Consider the following 18814-nt stretch of genomic DNA (forward strand, 5'->3'; position numbering starts at 1 on the left):
GGGGTGGCAGGTGCGGTCCTGCTGCTCGGCGTCCTGCTGGCCGGCGCCGCACCGCTCATTCCGCTGGCCGTGCTGGTCTACCGCTACGAACCCGAGCTGCTGCCGCTGTTCGCGGTTCCGCTGGCCGTGCTGGTCGCCGCCTGGCGGATCGCCCGGGACCGCGCCCGGGACCAGCTCACCGACCCGCTGACCGACCTGCCCAACCGCCAGGCGTTATTGCTCGCCGCCCAGGAGGCGATCGCCGAGCACGCCGAGGGGTACAGCGTCGGTCTGATCCTGCTCGACCTCGACCGTTTCCGGTCGCTCAACGACACCCTCGGCCATACCGCCGGCGACCGGCTGCTGGTGCACATCGCCCGCCGCCTGCACCGGGCGCTGCGCTCCGGCGGGGCGGCCGGCAGCGCCACCCGCGAGTCGATCGACGACGTCTTCGCCGGCCTGCCCCGGCACTACCGCGGCCGCCCGATGGTGGCCCGGATGGGCGGCGACGAGTTCGCCGTCCTGCTGCCCGGCATCGGCTGCCCGGACTCGCTGGAGAAGGTGGCCAAGGCGCTGATCGCCGAACTCGCCGCACCCATCCGCCTGGACGGCCTGCTGCTCGTCCTGGAGGCCAGCGCCGGCGTGTGCGTCTACCCGCAGCACGCCCAGGACGCCGAATCGCTTCTGCGCCGGGCCGACGTCGCGATGGGCCACGCCCAGCAGGGCCGCACCTCGGTCGAGCAGTACGACGAGGCGCAGGACGCCGACACGCCCTACCGGATCGGGCTGCTGGGCGACCTGCGGCGGGCCCTGGAGACCGGCGAGGTGCAGCTGCACTACCAGCCCAAGGTCGCCTTCGACGGCCGGGTGGTCGGGCTGGAGGCGCTGCTCCGCTGGGAGCGGCCCGGCCAGGGCAAGGTCTCGCCGGACGAGTTCGTCGGCCTGGCCGAGTCCAGCGGCCTGATGCCCCGGCTGACCGACTACGTGCTGGAGGCCGCCGTCGGCCAGCTCGCCACCTGGCGCGAGCAGGGCCTCCAGGTCCAGGTCGCGGTGAACGTCTCGCCGCGCGACGTGCTCAACCCCGGCTTCGCCCAGCGGGTCGCCGGCCACCTGGTCCGCCACCAGGTGCCGGCCCACGCGCTCCAGCTGGAGATCACCGAACGGCTGCTGCTGGACGACTCGCGGCGGGCCGCCGACACCCTCGCGGAGCTGCGCGGCTACGGCGTCGGGATGTCCCTGGACGACTTCGGCACCGGCCACTCCTCGCTGGTGCGGCTGCGCAGCCTGCCGGTCGGCGAGCTGAAGATCGACCGTTCCTTCGTCTCCCGGATGGTCGCCGACGACCACGACGCGGCGGTGGTCCGCTGCTCGGTGGAGCTGGCGCACTCGCTCGGCCTGACCGTGGTCGCCGAGGGCGTCGAGGACGACGAGACCTGGGAGCGGCTGAACCGCATGGGCGTGGACGCCGTGCAGGGCTGGCTGGTCTCGGCGGCGCTGCCGGCCGAGCAGGCGACCGCCTGGCTGCGGGTGCACCGCACCGGCGCCCCGCCGGTGGAGCGGCTCTCCGCGGCCCCCGTCGTCCAGCTGCCGTCGGTGATCCAGCCCGTGCTGCCGCCGGTGATCCAGCCGGTCCTGCCGCCCGTCCTGCCGCCGGTGATCGAGGCGCTGCAGGCCGCGAAGATGGAGATCCAGGCGCCCGGGACGCAGAGTTGGGCGCCGACCCGCCCCCAGTGAGGCGCGCCGCGCGCCCGGGGTGACCTGGGCCCGCCCTCACTCGTTGGCCGGTGGCCGGGCCGCGCCCCATAGGATGGGGACCACAGACCAAGAGGACGGGAGCGCCGGACAGGCCGCTCCTGCCCGGGCCCGGCTCCGCCGGAAGGCGGTACCGGGCCTCACCAGAACTCACCCTGAGGATCGCTGCATGCCTGGCATCACGCGCGAGGAGGTCGCCCACCTCGCTCGGCTGTCGCGTCTTGAGTTGCAGGCCGAAGAGCTGGACCACTTCGCCGAGCAGCTCGACGTGATCATCGGCGCGGTCGCCCGCGTTTCCGAGGTCGCCGGACAGGACGTCCCGCCGACCTCCCACCCGCTGCCGCTGACCAACGTCATGCGCGCGGACGAGGTGCGGCCGTCGCTCACCCCGGAGCAGGCGCTGGCCGGCGCCCCCGCCGCCGAGGAGCAGCGTTTCCGTGTGCCGCAGATCCTCGGGGAGGACTGACCGAGATGACCGACCTGATCCGTTACACCGCCGCCGAGACGGCCGCCGCGATCTCCACCGGCGAGGTCTCCGCCGTCGAGGTCGCCCAGGCGCACCTGGACCGCATCGACGCCGTCGACAAGAAGGTCAACGCCTTCCTGCACGTCGACACCGAGGGCGCGCTGAGCGCCGCCCGGGCCGTCGACGAGAAGCGCGCCAAGGGCGAGGAGCTGGGCCCGCTGGCCGGCGTCCCGCTGGCGCTGAAGGACGTCTTCACCACCAAGGGCGTGCCGACCACCTGCGGCTCCAAGATCCTCGAAGGCTGGATCCCGCCGTACGACGCCACCCTGACCACGCGTCTCAAGGACGCCGGCGTGGTGATCCTCGGCAAGACCAACATGGACGAGTTCGCGATGGGCTCCTCCACCGAGAACTCCGCCTACGGCGCGACCGGCAACCCGTGGGACCTCTCCCGGATCCCCGGCGGCTCCGGCGGCGGTTCGGCCGCCGCGCTGGCCGCGTTCCAGGCCCCGCTGGCGATCGGCACCGACACCGGCGGCTCGATCCGCCAGCCCGGCGCCGTCACCGGCACCGTCGGCGTGAAGCCCACCTACGGCTCGGTCTCCCGCTACGGCCTGGTCGCGTTCTCGTCCTCGCTGGACCAGGGCGGCCCGTGCGCCCGCACCGTGCTGGACGCGGCGCTGCTGCACGAGGCCATCGCCGGCCACGACCCGCTGGACTCCACCTCGATCGACGCGCCGGTCCCGGCCGTGGTCGAGGCCGCCAGGCGGCGCGACGTCCGCGGCATGCGGATCGGCGTCGTGAAGGAGTTCGCCGGCGAGGGCTACCAGGCCGGCGTCATGCAGCGCTTCAACGAGTCGGTGGAGCTGCTGCGCGAGCTGGGCGCGGAGGTCGTCGAGGTCTCCTGCCCGTCCTTCACCCTGGCGCTGCCCGCGTACTACCTGATCGCGCCCAGCGAGGCCTCGTCCAACCTGGCCCGCTTCGACGCGATGCGCTACGGCCTGCGGGTCGGCGACGACGGCACCCGCTCCGCCGAGGACGTCACCGCGCTCACCCGCGAGGCCGGTTTCGGCCCCGAGGTCAAGCGCCGCATCATCCTCGGCACCTACGCGCTCTCCTCGGGCTACTACGACGCCTACTACGGCTCGGCCCAGAAGGTGCGCACGCTGATCTCCCGCGACTTCGACGCCGCGTTCGCCGGCGTGGACGTCCTGGTCTCGCCGACCACCCCGACCACCGCCTTCCCGATCGGCGAGCGCGCCGACGACCCGATGGCGATGTATCTGGCCGACCTGTGCACGATTCCGTCCAACCTGGCGGGCAATGCGGCCATGTCGCTGCCGTGCGGGCTGGCCCCGGAGGACAATCTCCCGGTCGGCCTGCAGATCATCGCACCCGCGATGGCGGACGACCGCCTGTACCGCGTGGGCGGCGCCGTGGAGGCCGCACTCAACGACAAGTGGGGGCACCCCCTGCTGGAGGAGGCACCGGCACTGTGAGCAAGATCGAGAAGGCCAAGGGCTTCAAGCACTCGAAGCCAGGCCTGTGGCTGTCCATCGGTACGAGCGCGTTCAGCGTGATCACCGTCGTGAAGGACGTCCGCAAGGCCCGGGGCGAGAACGACACCCTCAAGCTGGTCAACGCCCTGGTCGGTGCCGCCGCGCTGGTCACCGGCACCGCCCTGCTGGTGCGCGAGCTGCGCCGGCTGGGCGACGACGACGTCCTGCTGGGCTGACCGAGCCCGCGAGGCCCGGCCTGTACCCGCCGTACAGGCCGGGCCGGCACCTCCAAGACTTTTAGTGAAGGGGACGCTGTGAGCGTCAAGAACCTGGTCTCCTACGAGGACGCTCTCGCGTCGTACGACCCGGTCATGGGCCTTGAGGTCCACGTCGAGCTGGGCACCAAGACCAAGATGTTCTGCGGTTGCTCGACCGAGCTGGGTGCCGAGCCGAACAGCCAGGTCTGCCCGACCTGTCTGGGCCTGCCGGGCTCGCTGCCGGTGGTCAACGCGGTCGGCGTGGAGTCGGCCGTCAAGATCGGCCTGGCGCTGAACTGCGAGATCGCCGAGTGGTGCCGGTTCGCGCGGAAGAACTACTTCTACCCGGACATGCCGAAGAACTTCCAGACCTCGCAGTACGACGAGCCGATCGCCTTCAACGGCTACCTCGACGTGCAGCTGGAGGACGGCACGACCTTCCGCGTGGAGATCGAGCGCGCCCACATGGAGGAGGACACCGGCAAGTCCAGCCACGTCGGTGGCGCGACCGGCCGCATCCACGGCGCCACGCACTCGCTGCTCGACTACAACCGGGCCGGCATCCCGCTGATCGAGATCGTCACCAAGCCGATCGAGGGAGCGGGCGAGCGCGCCCCCGAGGTCGCCAAGGCGTACGTCGCCGAGCTGCGCGAGCTGATCAAGGCGCTGGGCGTCTCCGAGGCCCGGATGGACAAGGGCCAGATGCGCTGCGACGTCAACCTGTCGCTGCGCCCGAACGGCACCGAGACCTTCGGCACCCGCTCCGAGACCAAGAACGTCAACTCGCTGCGCAGCGTCGAGCGGGCCGCCCGGTTCGAGATCCAGCGGCACGCCACCGTGCTCGGCGACGGCGGCACGATCGTCCAGGAGACCCGGCACTTCCACGAGGAGGACGGCAGCACCACGGCCGGCCGGATCAAGGACAACGCCGAGGACTACCGCTACTTCCCGGAGCCGGACCTGGTCCCGATCGCGCCCTCGCGCGAGTGGGTCGAGGAGCTGCGCGCCGCGCTGCCCGAGCTGCCGCGGGTGCGCCGGGCCCGTCTCCAGGCCGAGTGGGGCCTGACCGACAAGGACATGCAGTCGGTGCTGAACGCGGGCGCCGTCGAGCCGATCCAGGAGACCATCGCCGCGGGCGCCCCGGCCGACCAGGCCCGCAAGTGGTGGATGGGCGAGCTGGCCCGCCGCGCCAACGAGACCGGCACCGAGCTGAGCGAGCAGCCGATCACCCCGGCGCAGGTCGCCCGGGTCACCGCGCTGGTCGCCGAGGGCAAGCTGAACGACAAGCTGGCCCGCCAGGTCATCGAGGCCGTGCTGGCCGGCGAGGGCGAGCCGGACGAGGTCGTCGAGAAGCGCGGCCTGGCCGTCGTCTCGGACGACTCGGCGCTCGGCGCCGCCGTCGACCAGGCCATCGCCGAGAACGAGGCGATCGCCGCCAAGATCCGCGACGGCAAGGTCGCGGCCGTCGGCGCGCTGGTCGGTGCGGTCATGAAGGCCACCCGCGGCCAGGCCGACGCGGCCCGGGTGAAGGACCTGATCCTTGAGAAGCTGGGCGCTTCCGCCTGAGTTTCTAAGGCATATAAGGCCTTCTAAGGCCTACTTAGGCGCCTTAGGCCCGGTCTTACCCCTCATAAGGGGTGGGACCGGGCCTTTGCCGTACCCGGGGCCGGACGCCTAAGGCTCCGGCGGCCCGCAAGATCCGGCAGGCTGCCGATGCGGCCCACCCCCCTGGGGGAGGAGTGTTTACCCCAGAACGAGGGACACACCGAAACCCACAAGGGGAAACACCGTGATCGAGTACGAGCTCATCAAGCAGCACGAGCAGGAACTGCACGCCCTGGCCGAGCACCAGCGCCTGGTACGCGAGGCCAAGACCGCCAAGCGCACCGGCTGGCGGCCGAACGTCGCCTTCCGCACCGGGCGGCGCGCAGTGCGTCCGAGCGAATGCTGACGGACCGGCACCAGCCCGGTGCCGCAGGGAATCCGGAAGGGGAGGCGCCACGGGGGAGCGCCTCCCCTTCCGGGCGTCCGGAGGGCGGGATAACCGCTCGGCCGGCGCAGGACGTCTATGGCATGCTCGCATCCATGCAGCAGATATCGGTGAGTCCCGTCTTCGTCGGCCGCGATCCGGAACTCACCGCCCTGACGGACGCGCTGCGGCGGGCCGGCTCCGGGCAGCCGCAGGCCGTGCTGATCGGCGGCGAGGCCGGCGTCGGCAAGACCCGGCTGCTGGAGGAGTTCCTCCGCCGGGCCTGCCACGAGGGGGTGCTGACCACCGTCGGCGGCTGCCTGGAGGTCGGCGCCGAGGGGCTGCCGTACGCACCGCTGGCCACCGCGCTGCGCCGGCTGCACCGCGGCCTGGGCACCGAACTGGAGGACGCCGCCTCCGGCATGGAGGGCCACCTCGCCCGGCTGCTGCCCGACTTCGGCGAGGCCGACGGCGAACCCAACGACGAGTACGGCCGGGCCCGGCTGTTCGAGCACACCGCGAGACTGTTCGAACGACTCGGCACGGACCGTACCCTCGTGCTCGCCATCGAGGACCTGCACTGGTCCGACCGGTCCACCCGGGAGCTGTTCGCCTACCTGGTCCGCACCCTGCACCGGGCCCGCGTCCTGCTCGTCGCCACCTACCGCAGCGACGACCTGCACCGCCGCCACCCGCTGCGGCCCTTCCTGGCCGAGCTGGAGCGGCTGCGCACCGTGCAGCGGATGGAGCTGGAGCGGTTCGGGCCGGGCGAGGTGGCCGCGCAGCTGGCCGGCATCCTCGGCACCGCCGCGCCCGACCGGCAGCTGGTCGACCGGATCCACCGCCGCTCCGAGGGCAACCCGTTCTTCGTCGAGGAGCTGGCCACCGCCCTCCGGGAGGGCTGCTCGGCCGGGCTCACCGACTCCCTGCGGGACATCCTGCTGGTCCGGGTCGAGGCGCTGGACGAGCAGACCCAGCGGGTGCTGCGGATCGCCGCCGAGGGCGGCTCCTACGTCGAACACGCCCTGCTCGCCGCCGTCCTGGACGACGAGGAGGAGCTGATCGCCTCGCTCCGCGAGGCGGTCGGCGCCAACATCCTGCGCCCGGACACCGACGGCGACGGCTACCGGTTCCGGCACGCGCTGGTCCGCGAGGCCGTCTCGGACGACCTGCTGCCCGGTGAACGGCACCGGATCAACCGCCGCTTCGCCGAGGCCCTGGAGGCCGATCCGCAGCTGGTCGGCAGCGACACCCGGCCGGCCCGGCTGGCCAACTACTGGTACCACGCGCACGATCCGGCCCGGGCCCTGCCGACCGCCCTGGACGCCGCCCGGGCCGCCCGGCGCCGCAACGCCTTCGCCGAGCAGCTGCGCATGCTGGAGCGGGCCCTGGAGCTCTGGGACGAGGTCTCCGAGGAGGTGCTCGCCGGCACCCTGCGCCCGTACGACTGGGCCGAGACCTACCCGCCCTGCTCCTGCGACGCCGACGCCCACGACGAGAGCTGCGACCGGCTGAACCTGATCGACGTGCTCGCCGAGGCGGTGGTCGCGGCCCGCCGCACCGGCGACCGCGAGCGCGGCCTGAGCCTGGCCAAGCGGGCCATCAAGCTGGTCGACGAGGCCGAGCACCCGGCCCGCGCCGCCTGGTTCCGGATCAACCGGGCCCGGATGCTCGGCCACCTGCGCCGCTCCGGTGACGAGGCGGAGATCGCGTACGCGCACCGGCTGGTCGAGCACCTGCCGCCGTCCGCCGTGCAGGCCGAGGTGTTCGCGCTCGGCGCCGGCAGCGGGATGCTCTCCAACCCCCGGCCCGAGCTGGTCGAGCTCGCCGAGCGGGCCGTCCGGATCGCGCGCGAGGTGGGTGCGCACGCCGTCGAGCAGCACGCCCTGATGACGCTCGGCGGGCTGCGCAACGACCTCGACTCCGACCCGGACACCGCGGTCGCCCAGCTCACCGCGGCGGTGGAGGCCACCCGGCGGATCGGCGCGACGGACGTCCTGCTGCGCGGCATCAACAACCTGTCCTCCATGCAGCGCGGGCTCGGCCGGGCCGAGGAGGCGGCGGCGCTGGCCCGCGAGGGCCTGGAGTCGGCGCGCGGCAACGGGCTGCAGCGCAACATCGGCACCATCCTGGCCGGCAACCTCGTCGAGGCGCTGATGGACCTCGGGCGGATCGACGAGGCCGAGCGGGTGCTCTCCGAGAGCGACCCGACCGGCTCGACCGGCACCCACGCGGAGTTCCTGGACCGGATGCGCGGCGAACTCGCCCTGCTCCGCGGCGACCTGTCCGGCGCCGCCGCCATGCTGACGCAGGCCCGGGCGGCCAACCGGGTCGGCCAGCTCCAGCACTCCGTCCCGATCGCGCGGCTGGCGCTGCGGATCGCCGCCGGGGCCGGCCGCCCGCTGGACGCCCGCGCCGAACTGCTCGCCTCCCTGGACGAGGACCTCCGGTGCGGCTACGTCGCCGACCTCTACCCGCTGCTGGCCGACGGCGCCGCCGCCGAGGCGGACAGCCGGGGCCTGCCGGAGGCCGACCCGGGCCGGGCCGCGGTGCTGGCCCGGATCGCCTCCATCGCCGCCGGACTGGTCCCGACCGCGCCGCTGCACCACGGCTGGGCCCGGCTGCTGGAGGGCGAGCTGGCCCGCGCCGAGGGGGCGGACACCCCGGCGCACTGGGCCGCCGCGATCGAGGCGCTGCGCCCGACCGGTCTGCCGTACCCGCTGGCGCTCGCGCTGCTGCGGGCCGGCGAGGCCGAGGTGCTGGCCGGCCGCCGCGACGCCGGCGTCGAACTGCTGCGCGAGGCACGGGAACTGGCGATCGCCCGGTCCGACATCGCGCTCGGCGCCGAGATCGACGCGCTGGCCGAGCGGGCCGGTCTGGCGCTCACCGTGCGCCGCCCCGGTCCGGCCCCGGTGGCCCCGGTCGGCGACTCCTTCGGCCTCACCCCCCGTGAGCGGGACGTGCTCCGGTTGCTCGCCCGGGGCCGCACCAACCGGCAGATCGCCGAGGAGCTGTACATCTCGCCGAAGACCGCGAGCGTGCACGTCTCCAACATCCTCGGCAAGCTCGCGGTGACCGGCCGGGGTGAAGCGGCCGCGCTGGCCCACCGGTTGCGGCTCTTCCCGGAGGAGCTGCTCCCGGCCGGCCGCTGACCCCCCGCCCCGCCCGACGCCCGACCGGTCACCGCCGCCACCCGGCGGTGATCTGTCGGGCGCTGTCATGTGCTCCCGTGCGCGCCGCGTGTGCCCCCGCCCGCACGCCCCCGCCAACCGGCCGGTTTCGCCGGAATCGGGGGCATTTCCCCAAGCCTGCGCCATTACTCTAAGTTGAGTGTGCGTGTCATTGAGTGACCGAAGTGGTGTAGGGTCCCGAGCGGGAACATCGGTGCGGTGGGACGGCCGGCAGGCCGCCCGCCCCCTGGGCCACCGCCCTGACGGGGCGCCAGGTCGCCGCGTACGGCCACCAGGCGCGCGGCCGGTGGTCCGTGGCCGGGGCGCCAGGCCCCGGGCCGGAGGGGGAGAGGCCGAGTGAGCTCCACCGACGCGGTGCTGCCCGGAGCCGGACGCCCGGAGGCGCCGGACACCGCCCTGCCCGCGGCCGCCCCGCCCACGGCCGCCCCACCCGCCCCGGGCCGGTCGGCAGTCGACCGGTCGGCAGCCGACCGCTCCGCGGCCGACCGGCCCGCGGCCCCGGGCGGGCCCGACCGCCTCCGGCCGGTCCGCCGCGTGCTCTACAGCCGCAACCTGCCCGGCGCCGCCCTCGGCGTGCTCTGCCTCGCCTACACCCTGGGCGCGGCGCTCGGCTGGGGCTCGCACCAGATCGCCGTCTTCATGGGCGACTTCGGCCTGGCTGCGGCGGCCCTCGCCGCCGCGCTCTCCTGTCTCGCGTACGGCTGCACGGTCGGCGGCCACGCCCGCCCGGCCTGGCTGCTGTTCGGCCTCTCCTCGCTCATGGTGGCCTTCGGCAACGGCACCTGGGGCTGGTACGAGCTCGTCGAACGGACCCAGCTGCCGCAGAACTCGCTCGCCGAGTACGCCTTCCTGCTGTTCGCCCCGCTCGCCATCACCGGCGTCCTGGTGCTCGCGCAGCGCCCCCGCACCGCCGCCGGCTGGCTCTGCCTGCTGCTGGACGGCTGGCTGGTGGCCGGCTCGCTGTTCACCCTCAGCTGGAGCCTCGCGCTCGGCCGCACCGCCGCGGGCGAGGCCGGCTCCCCGCTCCGGCTGGCCCTCAACCTGGCCTACCCCGTCCTGGACATCCTGCTGGTCTCCCTGGTGGTCGGGCTGCGCTTCGGCGGCCGGGACGGCAACCGGGCGGCCGTCCACACCGCCATGGTCGGCCTCGCCGTCACGGTGCTCTGCGACGCCCTGTTCACCTCGCCCGAGCTGCGCAGCAGCTACCACTCCGGCGAACTGCTGGACGCCGGCTGGTTCGCCGGCAGCCTGCTGCTCGCCTGGGCGCCGTGGTCCCCGCGCTGGCGCCGCCCGCTGCGCGAGCACCCGGCCCTCGGCGGCCTGCCCAGACGCCGGGTCGCCACCACCTTCAGCGCGCTCACGCCGTACGCGGCGGCCGCCGTCTGCACCGCCGGCATCCTCTACAACGCCCTCGGTGGACGGTCGCTGGACCGGGTGGTGGCCTCGGCCGCCTGCACGGTCGGCCTGGCGCTGATCCTGCGGCAGGGCATCATGCTGCTCGACAACCTCTCGCTGGCCCAGGAGCTCGCCCACAAGGAGGCGCACTTCCGGTCCCTGGTGCAGGGCTCCAGCGACGTCATCATGATCGCCGGTGCCAACGGTGTGCTCTCCTACGTCTCCCCGGCCGCGCTCGGCGTCTACGGCCGCGACCCCGAGGAACTGGTCGGCGGCAACCTGCTCGACCTGATCCACCCCGAGGACGTCGACCGGGTGCTGCTGGAGGTCCGCCGCTTCCTGGCCCGCGGCCGGCTCGCCGCCCACCGCGACCCGGGCGGCGCCGAACCGGCCGCCGCCCGGGTGGAGTGCCGGATCAGCTCCGGCGGCGGCGAGTGGCTGCACGTCGAGTCGACCGTCGACCGGTACCGCGACGGCCTCATCCTGAACAGCCGGGACGTCACCGAACGCGTGATACTCCAGGCCCAGTTGCAGCACAACGCCTTCCACGACCCGCTCACCGACCTGCCCAACCGGGCGCTGTTCACCCAGCGGCTGCGCGCCGCCCTGGCCACCCGCAGCCAGCAGGACGGGGCGGGCGCCGGCGTCGCCGTGCTCTTCCTCGACCTGGACGGCTTCAAGGCCGTCAACGACACCGCCGGCCACCAGGTCGGCGACGAGCTGCTCGTCCAGGCCGCCCGCCGGCTGCAGTCCGCCGTCCGCTGCGGCGACACCGTCGCCCGGTTCGGCGGCGACGAGTTCGCGGCACTGGTCTGCGGCCCGCTCGGCCGCCTCCAGGTGCAGGAGCTCGCCGACCGGCTGCGGACCGCGCTCTCCGAGCCCTACTGGATCGGCGGCGCCGAACTCAGCGTCGCCGCCAGCATCGGCATCGCCTTCGGCACCCCCGAACGCGGCCCGGCCGCCGACCCGCGCGCCGCCACCGACGAGCTGATGCGCAACGCCGACCTCGCGATGTACCGGGCGAAGTCCGAGGGCAAGGGCCGGGTGGTGCTGTACACCCCGGCCATGCGGGCCGACCTGGAGCGCCGCACCGAACTGGACGAGCGGCTCCGGGCGGCCGTCCGGGAGGGCGGCTTCACCCTGCTCCACCAGCCGGTGGTGGACCTCGCCAGCGGCGTGGTCACCGCCGTCGAGGCGCAGGCCCGCTGGCGCTCCGCCCAGGGCCTGCTGCTCACCCCCGCCGAGTTCCTGCGCTCCACCGAGCACGGCGACGCCGCCACCCGGTTCTCCCGCTGGCTGATCCGCGAGGCGGTCACCGCCGCCGCGCTGCGCCGCGGCGTACCGCTCCGCGGCCGCCCCGCGCCGCCGCCCGTCCCGGTCTCGATCCGGCTCTCCGCCGAGCGGCTCTGCGCACCCGGCCTGTACGAGGCGGTGGTCGCGGCGCTGCGCGACAGCGGGCTGCCCGGCGGCCAACTGGTCATCGAGGTGGCCCGGATGGGGCCGGACGCGCTGGCGGACGAGCTCGGCCGCAGACTCGGCGCCCTGCGCATGCTGGGCGTCTCCACCGCACTGGCCGGTTTCGGGGCCGGCAACGGCTCGCTCGGCGCGCTGGCCCGGCTGCCGTTCGACGGCCTCAAGCTGGACCGCTCGCTCGTCCAGGGCCTGGGGGAGTCCCCGCTCAGCCGGACCCTCGCCGGGCACGCCCTGCGGCTCGGCCGCGACCTCGGCCTGGTCACCGCGGCCGAGGGCGTCGACCTGCCCCGCCAGGTGGCCGTGCTGCAGGAGCTGGGCTGCCGGCAGGGCCAGGGCTCGGCCTTCGCCCCGCCGCTCGACGAGACCCGGCTGCGGCGCGCGCTGGCCCGCCGCGCCTACCCGCTGCCGAGACCGCTCGGCACCCTGTCGGCACGGCGCGCGTACCTCGCCGCGGACGCCCGTACGAGTGGCCGTGGCGAGGCCGGGCCGGGACGTGTCGTACCTCACCACGGTGCCTCCGACCTGCCGGAACACCGGGCCGTCGCAGGTCCGGGAGCAGGTCCGCATGGCGAGACTGTCGTCCCACCTGCTTGACAGTCGACCCTTGACGGGAGGAAGGTCGTTGCCATGCGCACCCGAATTCTCGTACTTGGCGGGCGCGTCGGCTGAGCGGGCCACGACCCGTTCGTGACAGACCGACGCGCCACCCCTCGCATGCCCTTGGCACGAGGGGTTTTTTGTTGCACTGACGCTGTTCCACCACCGCAGTACCCCTGGCCCCGAGCCCCTCGAATAGGGACGATTGGGGCAGAGCCGGCGATCGGCCCGCAAGCGGGACCCCACCCTCTACCCACCGGGGCCCGGAACCACCGGGCCGGCAAGAACCGAGAAGAGACAGGCAGATGACTGAGCACGCCGCATCCCCCCGCCGCGGGGACACCCCGGCCGCCCACGCTCCCGCTCCCCAGCACGTCGTCGAGACCATGACCGGCGCCCAGTCGCTCATCCGCTCGCTGGAGGCCGTGGGCGCGGACACCGTCTTCGGCATCCCGGGCGGGGCCATCCTTCCCGCGTACGACCCGCTGATGGACTCGGCCAAGGTGCGCCACATCCTGGTCCGCCACGAGCAGGGCGCCGGCCACGCCGCGACCGGCTACGCCCAGGCCACCGGCCGGGTCGGGGTCTGCATGGCCACCTCCGGCCCGGGCGCGACCAACCTGGTGACCCCGATCGCCGACGCCTACATGGACTCGGTGCCGATCGTCGCGATCACCGGCCAGGTCGCCTCCAAGGCGATCGGCACGGACGCCTTCCAGGAGGCGGACATCTGCGGCATCACCATGCCGATCACCAAGCACAACTACCTGGTCACCGATCCGGCCGAGATCCCCCGGGTGATCGCCGAGGCGTTCCACATCGCCGCGACCGGCCGCCCCGGCCCCGTCCTGGTCGACATCGCCAAGGACGCCCTGCAGGCCACCACCACCTTCCGCTGGCCGGTCGAGACCTCGCTGCCCGGCTACCGCCCGGTGACCAAGCCGCACGCCAAGCAGATCCGCGAGGCCGCGAAGCTGCTGGTCTCCGCCAAGCGCCCGGTCCTCTACGTCGGCGGCGGCGTCATCAAGGCCGGAGCCACGGCCGAGCTGCGCATCCTGGCCGAGCTGACCGGCGCCCCCGTGGTCACCACCCTGATGGCGCTCGGCGCCTTCCCGGACAGCCACCCGCAGCACCTGGGCATGCCCGGCATGCACGGCTCCGTCCCGGCCGTCACCGCGCTGCAGAAGTCCGACCTGCTCTTCACCCTCGGCGCCCGCTTCGACGACCGGGTCACCGGCAAGCTGGACAGCTTCGCGCCGTACGCCAAGGTCGTCCACGCGGACATCGACCCGGCCGAGATCGGCAAGAACCGCCCCGCCGACGTGCCGATCGTCGGCGACGCCCGCGAGGTGCTGGCCGACCTGATCGTCGCCGTGCAGGCCGAGTTCGACGCCGGCCACAAGGGCGACTACGCGGACTGGTGGGAGAAGCTCGACGAGTGGAAGAAGACCTACCCGCTGGGCCACGAGCCCGCCCCGGGCGGTCTGCTCTCCCCGCAGCAGGTCATCGAGCGGATCGGCCGGCTGGTCGGCCCGGACGCGATCTACGCGGCGGGCGTCGGCCAGCACCAGATGTGGAGCTCGCAGTTCATCCGGTTCGAGAAGCCGGGCACCTGGCTCAACTCCGGCGGCGCCGGGACCATGGGCTACGCGGTGCCGGCCGCGATGGGCGCCAAGGCGGGCCGTCCGGAGACCTCGGTCTGGGCGATCGACGGCGACGGCTGCTTCCAGATGACCAACCAGGAGCTGGTCACCTGCGCCCTGAACGACATCCCGATCAAGGTCGCGGTCATCAACAACGGCTCGCTGGGCATGGTCCGCCAGTGGCAGACCCTGTTCTACAACCAGCGCTACTCCAACACGGTGCTGCACTCCGGCCCGGACCACGACGGCATCGAGCCGCCGGCCCAGGGCACCCGGATCCCCGACTTCGTCCTGCTCTCCGAGGCGATGGGCTGCGTCGGTCTGCGCTGCGAGCGCCCCGAGGACCTGGACGCCGTGATCAAGCAGGCGATGGAGATCAACGACCGCCCGGTGGTCATCGACTTCATCGTCCACCAGGACGCCATGGTCTGGCCGATGGTCGCGGCCGGGACCAGCAACGACGAGATCCAGTTCGCCCGGGGCGTCCGCCCCGACTTCGGCGACGACCTCGACTGAAGCCCCACTTCCAGAACGACCTAGGGATACAGAGACCCATGTCCAAGCACACCCTCTCCGTCCTGGTCGAGAACAAGCCCGGCGTGCTCGCCCGCATCGCCTCGCTGTTCTCCCGTCGGGGCTTCAACATCGACTCCCTCGCCGTCGGCCCCACCGAGCACCCGGACGTCTCCCGGATGACCATCGTGGTCAACGTCGAGGACCTCCCGCTGGAGCAGGTCACCAAGCAGCTCAACAAGCTCGTCAACGTGATAAAGATCGTCGAACTCGACCAGGCCGCTGCGATCCAGCGGGAACTGGTCCTGGTGAAGGTCCGCGCCGACAACGAGACCCGGTCGCAGATCGTCGAGATCGTCCAGCTCTTCCGCGCCAAGACGGTCGACGTGTCCCCGGACGCGGTGACCATCGAGGCCACCGGCAGCTCGGACAAGCTGGAGGCCATGCTCCGGATGCTGGAGCCCTACGGCGTCAAGGAACTCGTCCAGTCCGGCCTGGTCGCCATCGGGCGCGGCGCCCGTTCGATCACCGACCGTTCGCTGCGCGCCCTCGACCGCAGCGCGTGACCGCCCGCAGGGCGCCCGCCACCACCCCCTCCGGCGGCGCGCCGGCGTGCGGCACCGCCGCCCGTCTCACACCCTGAAGCACCGAACCACCGCATCGCCGGGTCCACGTACGGTTGGAACCGCAGTACCCGGCAACACCACCACGCAAGGAGATGTGCCCCCGTGGCCGAGCTGTTCTACGAAGACGACGCCGACCTGTCCATCATCCAGGGCCGCAAGGTCGCGGTCATCGGCTACGGCAGCCAGGGCCACGCCCACGCGCTGTCCCTGCGCGACTCGGGCGCGGACGTCCGGGTCGGCCTGAAGCCGGAGTCCAAGTCGCGCCAGAAGGCCGAGGAGGCCGGGCTGCGCGTGGTCACCCCCGCCGAGGCGGCGGCCGAGGCCGACGTCATCATGATCCTCGTCCCGGACCCGATCCAGGCCGACGTGTACGAGGCGGACATCGCGCCGCACCTGAAGGCCGGCGACGCCCTGTTCTTCGGCCACGGTCTGAACATCCGCTTCGGCTTCATCAAGCCGCCGACCGACGTCGACGTCTGCATGGTCGCCCCGAAGGGCCCGGGCCACCTGGTCCGCCGCCAGTACGAGGAGGGCCGCGGCGTCCCCGCGATCGTCGCCGTCGAGCAGGACGCCACCGGCAACGCGTTCGCCCTGGCGCTGTCCTACGCCAAGGGCCTGGGCGCCACCAAGGCCGGCGTCATCAAGACCACCTTCACCGAGGAGACCGAGACCGACCTGTTCGGTGAGCAGGCCGTCCTCTGCGGTGGCACCGCCGCCCTGGTGAAGGCCGGGTTCGAGACCCTGGTCGAGGCCGGCTACCAGCCGGAGATCGCCTACTTCGAGTGCCTGCACGAGCTGAAGCTCATCGTCGACCTGATGTACGAGGGCGGCCTGGAGAAGATGCGCTGGTCGGTCTCCGAGACCGCCGAGTGGGGCGACTACGTCACCGGCCCCCGCATCATCACCGACGCCACCAAGGCCGAGATGAAGAAGGTCCTCACCGAGATCCAGGACGGCACCTTCGCCAACACCTGGATCGCCGAGTACAAGGCCGGCCTGCCCAAGTACAACGAGTACAAGAAGGCCGACGAGGACCACCTGCTGGAGACCACCGGCAAGAAGCTCCGGAAGCTGATGAGCTGGGTGAAGGAAGAGGCCTGAGCCTCACCGGTTTTGTAACGCCCTTGTACAACTAGGCTGCTCTCGTCCGGGTGATTTCGCCGGACGGGAGCAGCCTGGCACCCAGCCCGTCGATACACTCCGAGTGCGCGTCAGGCCCACAGCGTCGTGCGTCTATCCACGCGGCATGCCACCTTCCCCCCGCCTTCCACGCCACCTTCGTGCCGGGGAGAACCGGACAGTTAAGGACAACACTGTCGTGAGCACTGCTAACACTGTGAAAACCGGCGTCGTACTGATCGCCGAGGAGCTGTCGCCCGCCACCGTCGACGCCCTCGGTCCCGACTTCGAGATCCGCCACTGCAACGGCGCGGACCGCACCGAGCTGCTGACCGCGATCGCCGACGTCGACGCCGTCCTGATCCGCTCCGCCACCAAGATCGACGCCGAGGCACTGGCCGCCGCGCGCAAGCTCAAGGTGGTCGCCCGGGCCGGCGTCGGCCTGGACAACGTGGACGTCTCCGCCGCCACCAAGGCCGGCGTGATGGTCGTCAACGCGCCGACCTCCAACATCGTCACCGCCGCCGAGCTCGCCTGCGGCCTGCTGATCTCGGTCGCCCGCAACATCGCGCCGGCCAACGCCGCGCTCAAGCAGGGCGAGTGGAAGCGCAACAAGTACACCGGCGTCGAGCTGAGCGAGAAGGTGCTCGGCGTCGTCGGCCTCGGCCGGATCGGCGTCCTGGTCGCCCAGCGGATGTCCGCGTTCGGGATGAAGATCGTCGCGTACGACCCCTACATCCAGGCCGCCCGCGCCGCGCAGATGGGCGTCAAGCTGGTCTCCCTGGAGGAGCTGCTGGAGGTCTCGGACTTCATCACCGTCCACCTCCCGAAGACCCCGGAGACCATCGGCCTGATCGGCGACGAGGCCCTGCACAAGGTCAAGCCGAGCGTCCGGATCGTCAACGCCGCCCGCGGCGGCATCGTCGACGAGGAGGCGCTCGCCTCCGCGCTGCGCGACGGCCGGGTGGCCGGCGCCGGCCTCGACGTGTACGCCAAGGAGCCGTGCACCGACTCGCCGCTGTTCGCCTTCGACAACGTGGTGGCCACCCCGCACCTGGGCGCCTCCACCGACGAGGCGCAGGAGAAGGCCGGCATCGCCGTCGCCAGGTCGGTCCGGCTGGCGCTGGCCGGCGAGCTGGTGCCGGACGCGGTCAACGTCCAGGGCGGCGTGATCGCCGAGGACGTCCGCCCGGGCCTGCCGCTCGCCGAGAAGCTCGGCCGGATCTTCACCGCGCTGGCCGGCGAGGTGGCCGTCCGGCTCGACGTCGAGGTCCGCGGCGAGATCACCCAGCACGACGTCAAGGTGCTCGAACTCTCCGCGCTCAAGGGCGTGTTCGAGGACGTCGTGGCGGAGACGGTGTCCTACGTCAACGCCCCGCTGTTCGCGCAGGAGCGCGGTGTCGAGGTGCGCCTGACCACCTCCAGCGAGAGCCCCGAGCACCGCAACGTGATCACCGTGCGCGGCACCCTGGCGAACGGCGAGGAGATCGCCATCTCCGGCACGCTGTCCGGCCCGAAGCAGACCCAGAAGATCGTCGGCGTCGACGCCTTCGACGTGGACGTGGCGCTCACCGACCACATGGCCTTCTTCAAGTACGAGGACCGCCCGGGCGTGGTCGGCGTCCTCGGCCGCCACCTCGGCGACGCCGGCGTCAACATCGCCGGCATGCAGGTGGCCCGCGACGGTGCCGGCGCGCTGGCCTCCATCACGGTGGACAGCCAGATCCCGCAGGACGTCCTGACCGCCATCGCCGGCGAGATCGGCGCCCGCTTCGCCCGCTCGGTCGACCTGGGCGCCTGAGCCCCGGGACACCCCGCCGGCAGGGCCCGGACCACCGTTCGCACGGTGGTCCGGGCCCTGCTGCTTGCGTCCGGGTGACGCCCGTCTCAGATAGTAGGAAATCCAAGTATTCGTGCAGACACAGCTGCGCCCCGGTCGTACCGTGGAAGAGTCATACGGTGTGCCGCCCCTGTAGCCAGGGCGTTCGGCCCGTGTGGACCCGCATGCCCGATGGGCGGGTGATCCCCGCCCGGCGTGCCGCCCCGTGATCCGCCGCCGCCCCGCGCGGCCGCGCATCGCACGGATCCTCCCGTTCCACACCCTCCTGTCGCGACCCTCCCCGGCGCGCAACGAACCAAGGAGCCCGGCATGTCCCCGACCGCAGACCGCCACGCCGCTTCCGTCCCCGCCGCCACCCAGACCCGCGCCCCGCGCCGCCGCCGGGCGGCCGAGCGGAACCCCTTCGCCGCCGCCGCGCTCCAGCGGGCGCTGGACCGCCGTGACAACGGCGGGACCGCCGGTCGCATCTGACACCCGCCGCCCCGGGGCCCACCT

General features: G+C 72.9%; 12 protein-coding genes and 1 pseudogene. All 13 read left to right on the plus strand.

Translation table 11 applies throughout. From position 1 onward, the window contains the following. Positions 1-21 precede the first annotated feature (21 nt). A pseudogene (locus tag AC067J_RS14295) lies at positions 22-1713 on the plus strand (putative bifunctional diguanylate cyclase/phosphodiesterase); the annotation flags it as partial. A gap of 187 nt (positions 1714-1900) precedes the next feature. Then, positions 1901-2197 (plus strand): Asp-tRNA(Asn)/Glu-tRNA(Gln) amidotransferase subunit GatC, encoded by a 297-nt coding sequence (gene gatC / locus AC067J_RS14300; RefSeq protein ID WP_035845952.1) that lies wholly within the window; start codon positions 1901-1903, stop codon positions 2195-2197. A 5-nt stretch (positions 2198-2202) separates the two neighbouring features. After that, entirely contained in the window at positions 2203-3696 is a 1494-nt protein-coding gene (gatA, locus tag AC067J_RS14305; RefSeq protein ID WP_478298908.1) for an Asp-tRNA(Asn)/Glu-tRNA(Gln) amidotransferase subunit GatA, read from the plus strand. After that, entirely contained in the window at positions 3693-3932 is a 240-nt protein-coding gene (locus AC067J_RS14310) for a hypothetical protein (RefSeq protein ID WP_327680917.1), read from the plus strand. The genes gatA and AC067J_RS14310 overlap by 4 nt, the downstream gene beginning before the upstream one ends. Positions 3933-4010: 78 nt before the next feature. Further along, a complete protein-coding gene (gene gatB, locus AC067J_RS14315) occupies positions 4011-5519 on the plus strand; it encodes an Asp-tRNA(Asn)/Glu-tRNA(Gln) amidotransferase subunit GatB (RefSeq protein ID WP_478298910.1) in 1509 nt (502 codons plus the stop codon). A gap of 223 nt (positions 5520-5742) precedes the next feature. Next, the gene (locus AC067J_RS14320) at positions 5743-5904 is read left to right on the plus strand and encodes a hypothetical protein (RefSeq protein WP_478298912.1); all 162 of its coding nucleotides are present in this window, start codon (positions 5743-5745) and stop codon (positions 5902-5904) included. A gap of 134 nt (positions 5905-6038) precedes the next feature. After that, a complete protein-coding gene (locus tag AC067J_RS14325; protein ID WP_478298914.1) occupies positions 6039-9074 on the plus strand; it encodes a helix-turn-helix transcriptional regulator in 3036 nt (1011 codons plus the stop codon). Positions 9075-9647: 573 nt separating this feature from the next. Next, entirely contained in the window at positions 9648-12575 is a 2928-nt protein-coding gene (locus AC067J_RS14330) for a putative bifunctional diguanylate cyclase/phosphodiesterase (protein ID WP_478298988.1), read from the plus strand. 308 nt (positions 12576-12883) lie between these two features. Continuing rightward, on the plus strand, positions 12884-14737 hold the full coding sequence (locus tag AC067J_RS14335) for an acetolactate synthase large subunit (RefSeq protein ID WP_478298916.1): 1854 nt from the start codon (positions 12884-12886) through the stop codon (positions 14735-14737). A 38-nt stretch (positions 14738-14775) separates the two neighbouring features. Beyond that, positions 14776-15300: an acetolactate synthase small subunit gene (gene ilvN, locus AC067J_RS14340; protein WP_478298918.1), complete on the plus strand. Its 525-nt coding sequence runs from the start codon at positions 14776-14778 to the stop codon at positions 15298-15300. Positions 15301-15462: 162 nt separating this feature from the next. Beyond that, the gene (gene ilvC, locus AC067J_RS14345) at positions 15463-16461 is read left to right on the plus strand and encodes a ketol-acid reductoisomerase (RefSeq protein ID WP_478298920.1); all 999 of its coding nucleotides are present in this window, start codon (positions 15463-15465) and stop codon (positions 16459-16461) included. A gap of 235 nt (positions 16462-16696) precedes the next feature. Beyond that, positions 16697-18280, plus strand: a complete 1584-nt coding sequence (gene serA / locus AC067J_RS14350) for a phosphoglycerate dehydrogenase (protein ID WP_478298990.1) — start codon at positions 16697-16699, stop codon at positions 18278-18280. A gap of 348 nt (positions 18281-18628) precedes the next feature. After that, on the plus strand, positions 18629-18790 hold the full coding sequence (locus AC067J_RS14355) for a hypothetical protein (protein ID WP_478298921.1): 162 nt from the start codon (positions 18629-18631) through the stop codon (positions 18788-18790). The last annotated feature ends 24 nt before the right edge of the window (positions 18791-18814 follow it).

The sequence above is a fragment of the Kitasatospora sp. NPDC042419 genome, assembly GCF_056437345.1.

Excerpts from the sequence above, each read along its gene's own strand:
- gatC (WP_035845952.1), top strand. The coding sequence starts at position 1,901 with ATGCCTGGCATCACGCGCGAGGAGGTCGCCCACCTCGCTCGGCTGTCG.
- gatA (WP_478298908.1), top strand. The coding sequence starts at position 2,203 with ATGACCGACCTGATCCGTTACACCGCCGCCGAGACGGCCGCCGCGATC.
- AC067J_RS14325 (WP_478298914.1), top strand. The coding sequence starts at position 6,039 with ATGCAGCAGATATCGGTGAGTCCCGTCTTCGTCGGCCGCGATCCGGAA.
- AC067J_RS14335 (WP_478298916.1), top strand. The coding sequence starts at position 12,884 with ATGACTGAGCACGCCGCATCCCCCCGCCGCGGGGACACCCCGGCCGCC.
- ilvN (WP_478298918.1), top strand. The coding sequence starts at position 14,776 with ATGTCCAAGCACACCCTCTCCGTCCTGGTCGAGAACAAGCCCGGCGTG.
- AC067J_RS14355 (WP_478298921.1), top strand. The coding sequence starts at position 18,629 with ATGTCCCCGACCGCAGACCGCCACGCCGCTTCCGTCCCCGCCGCCACC.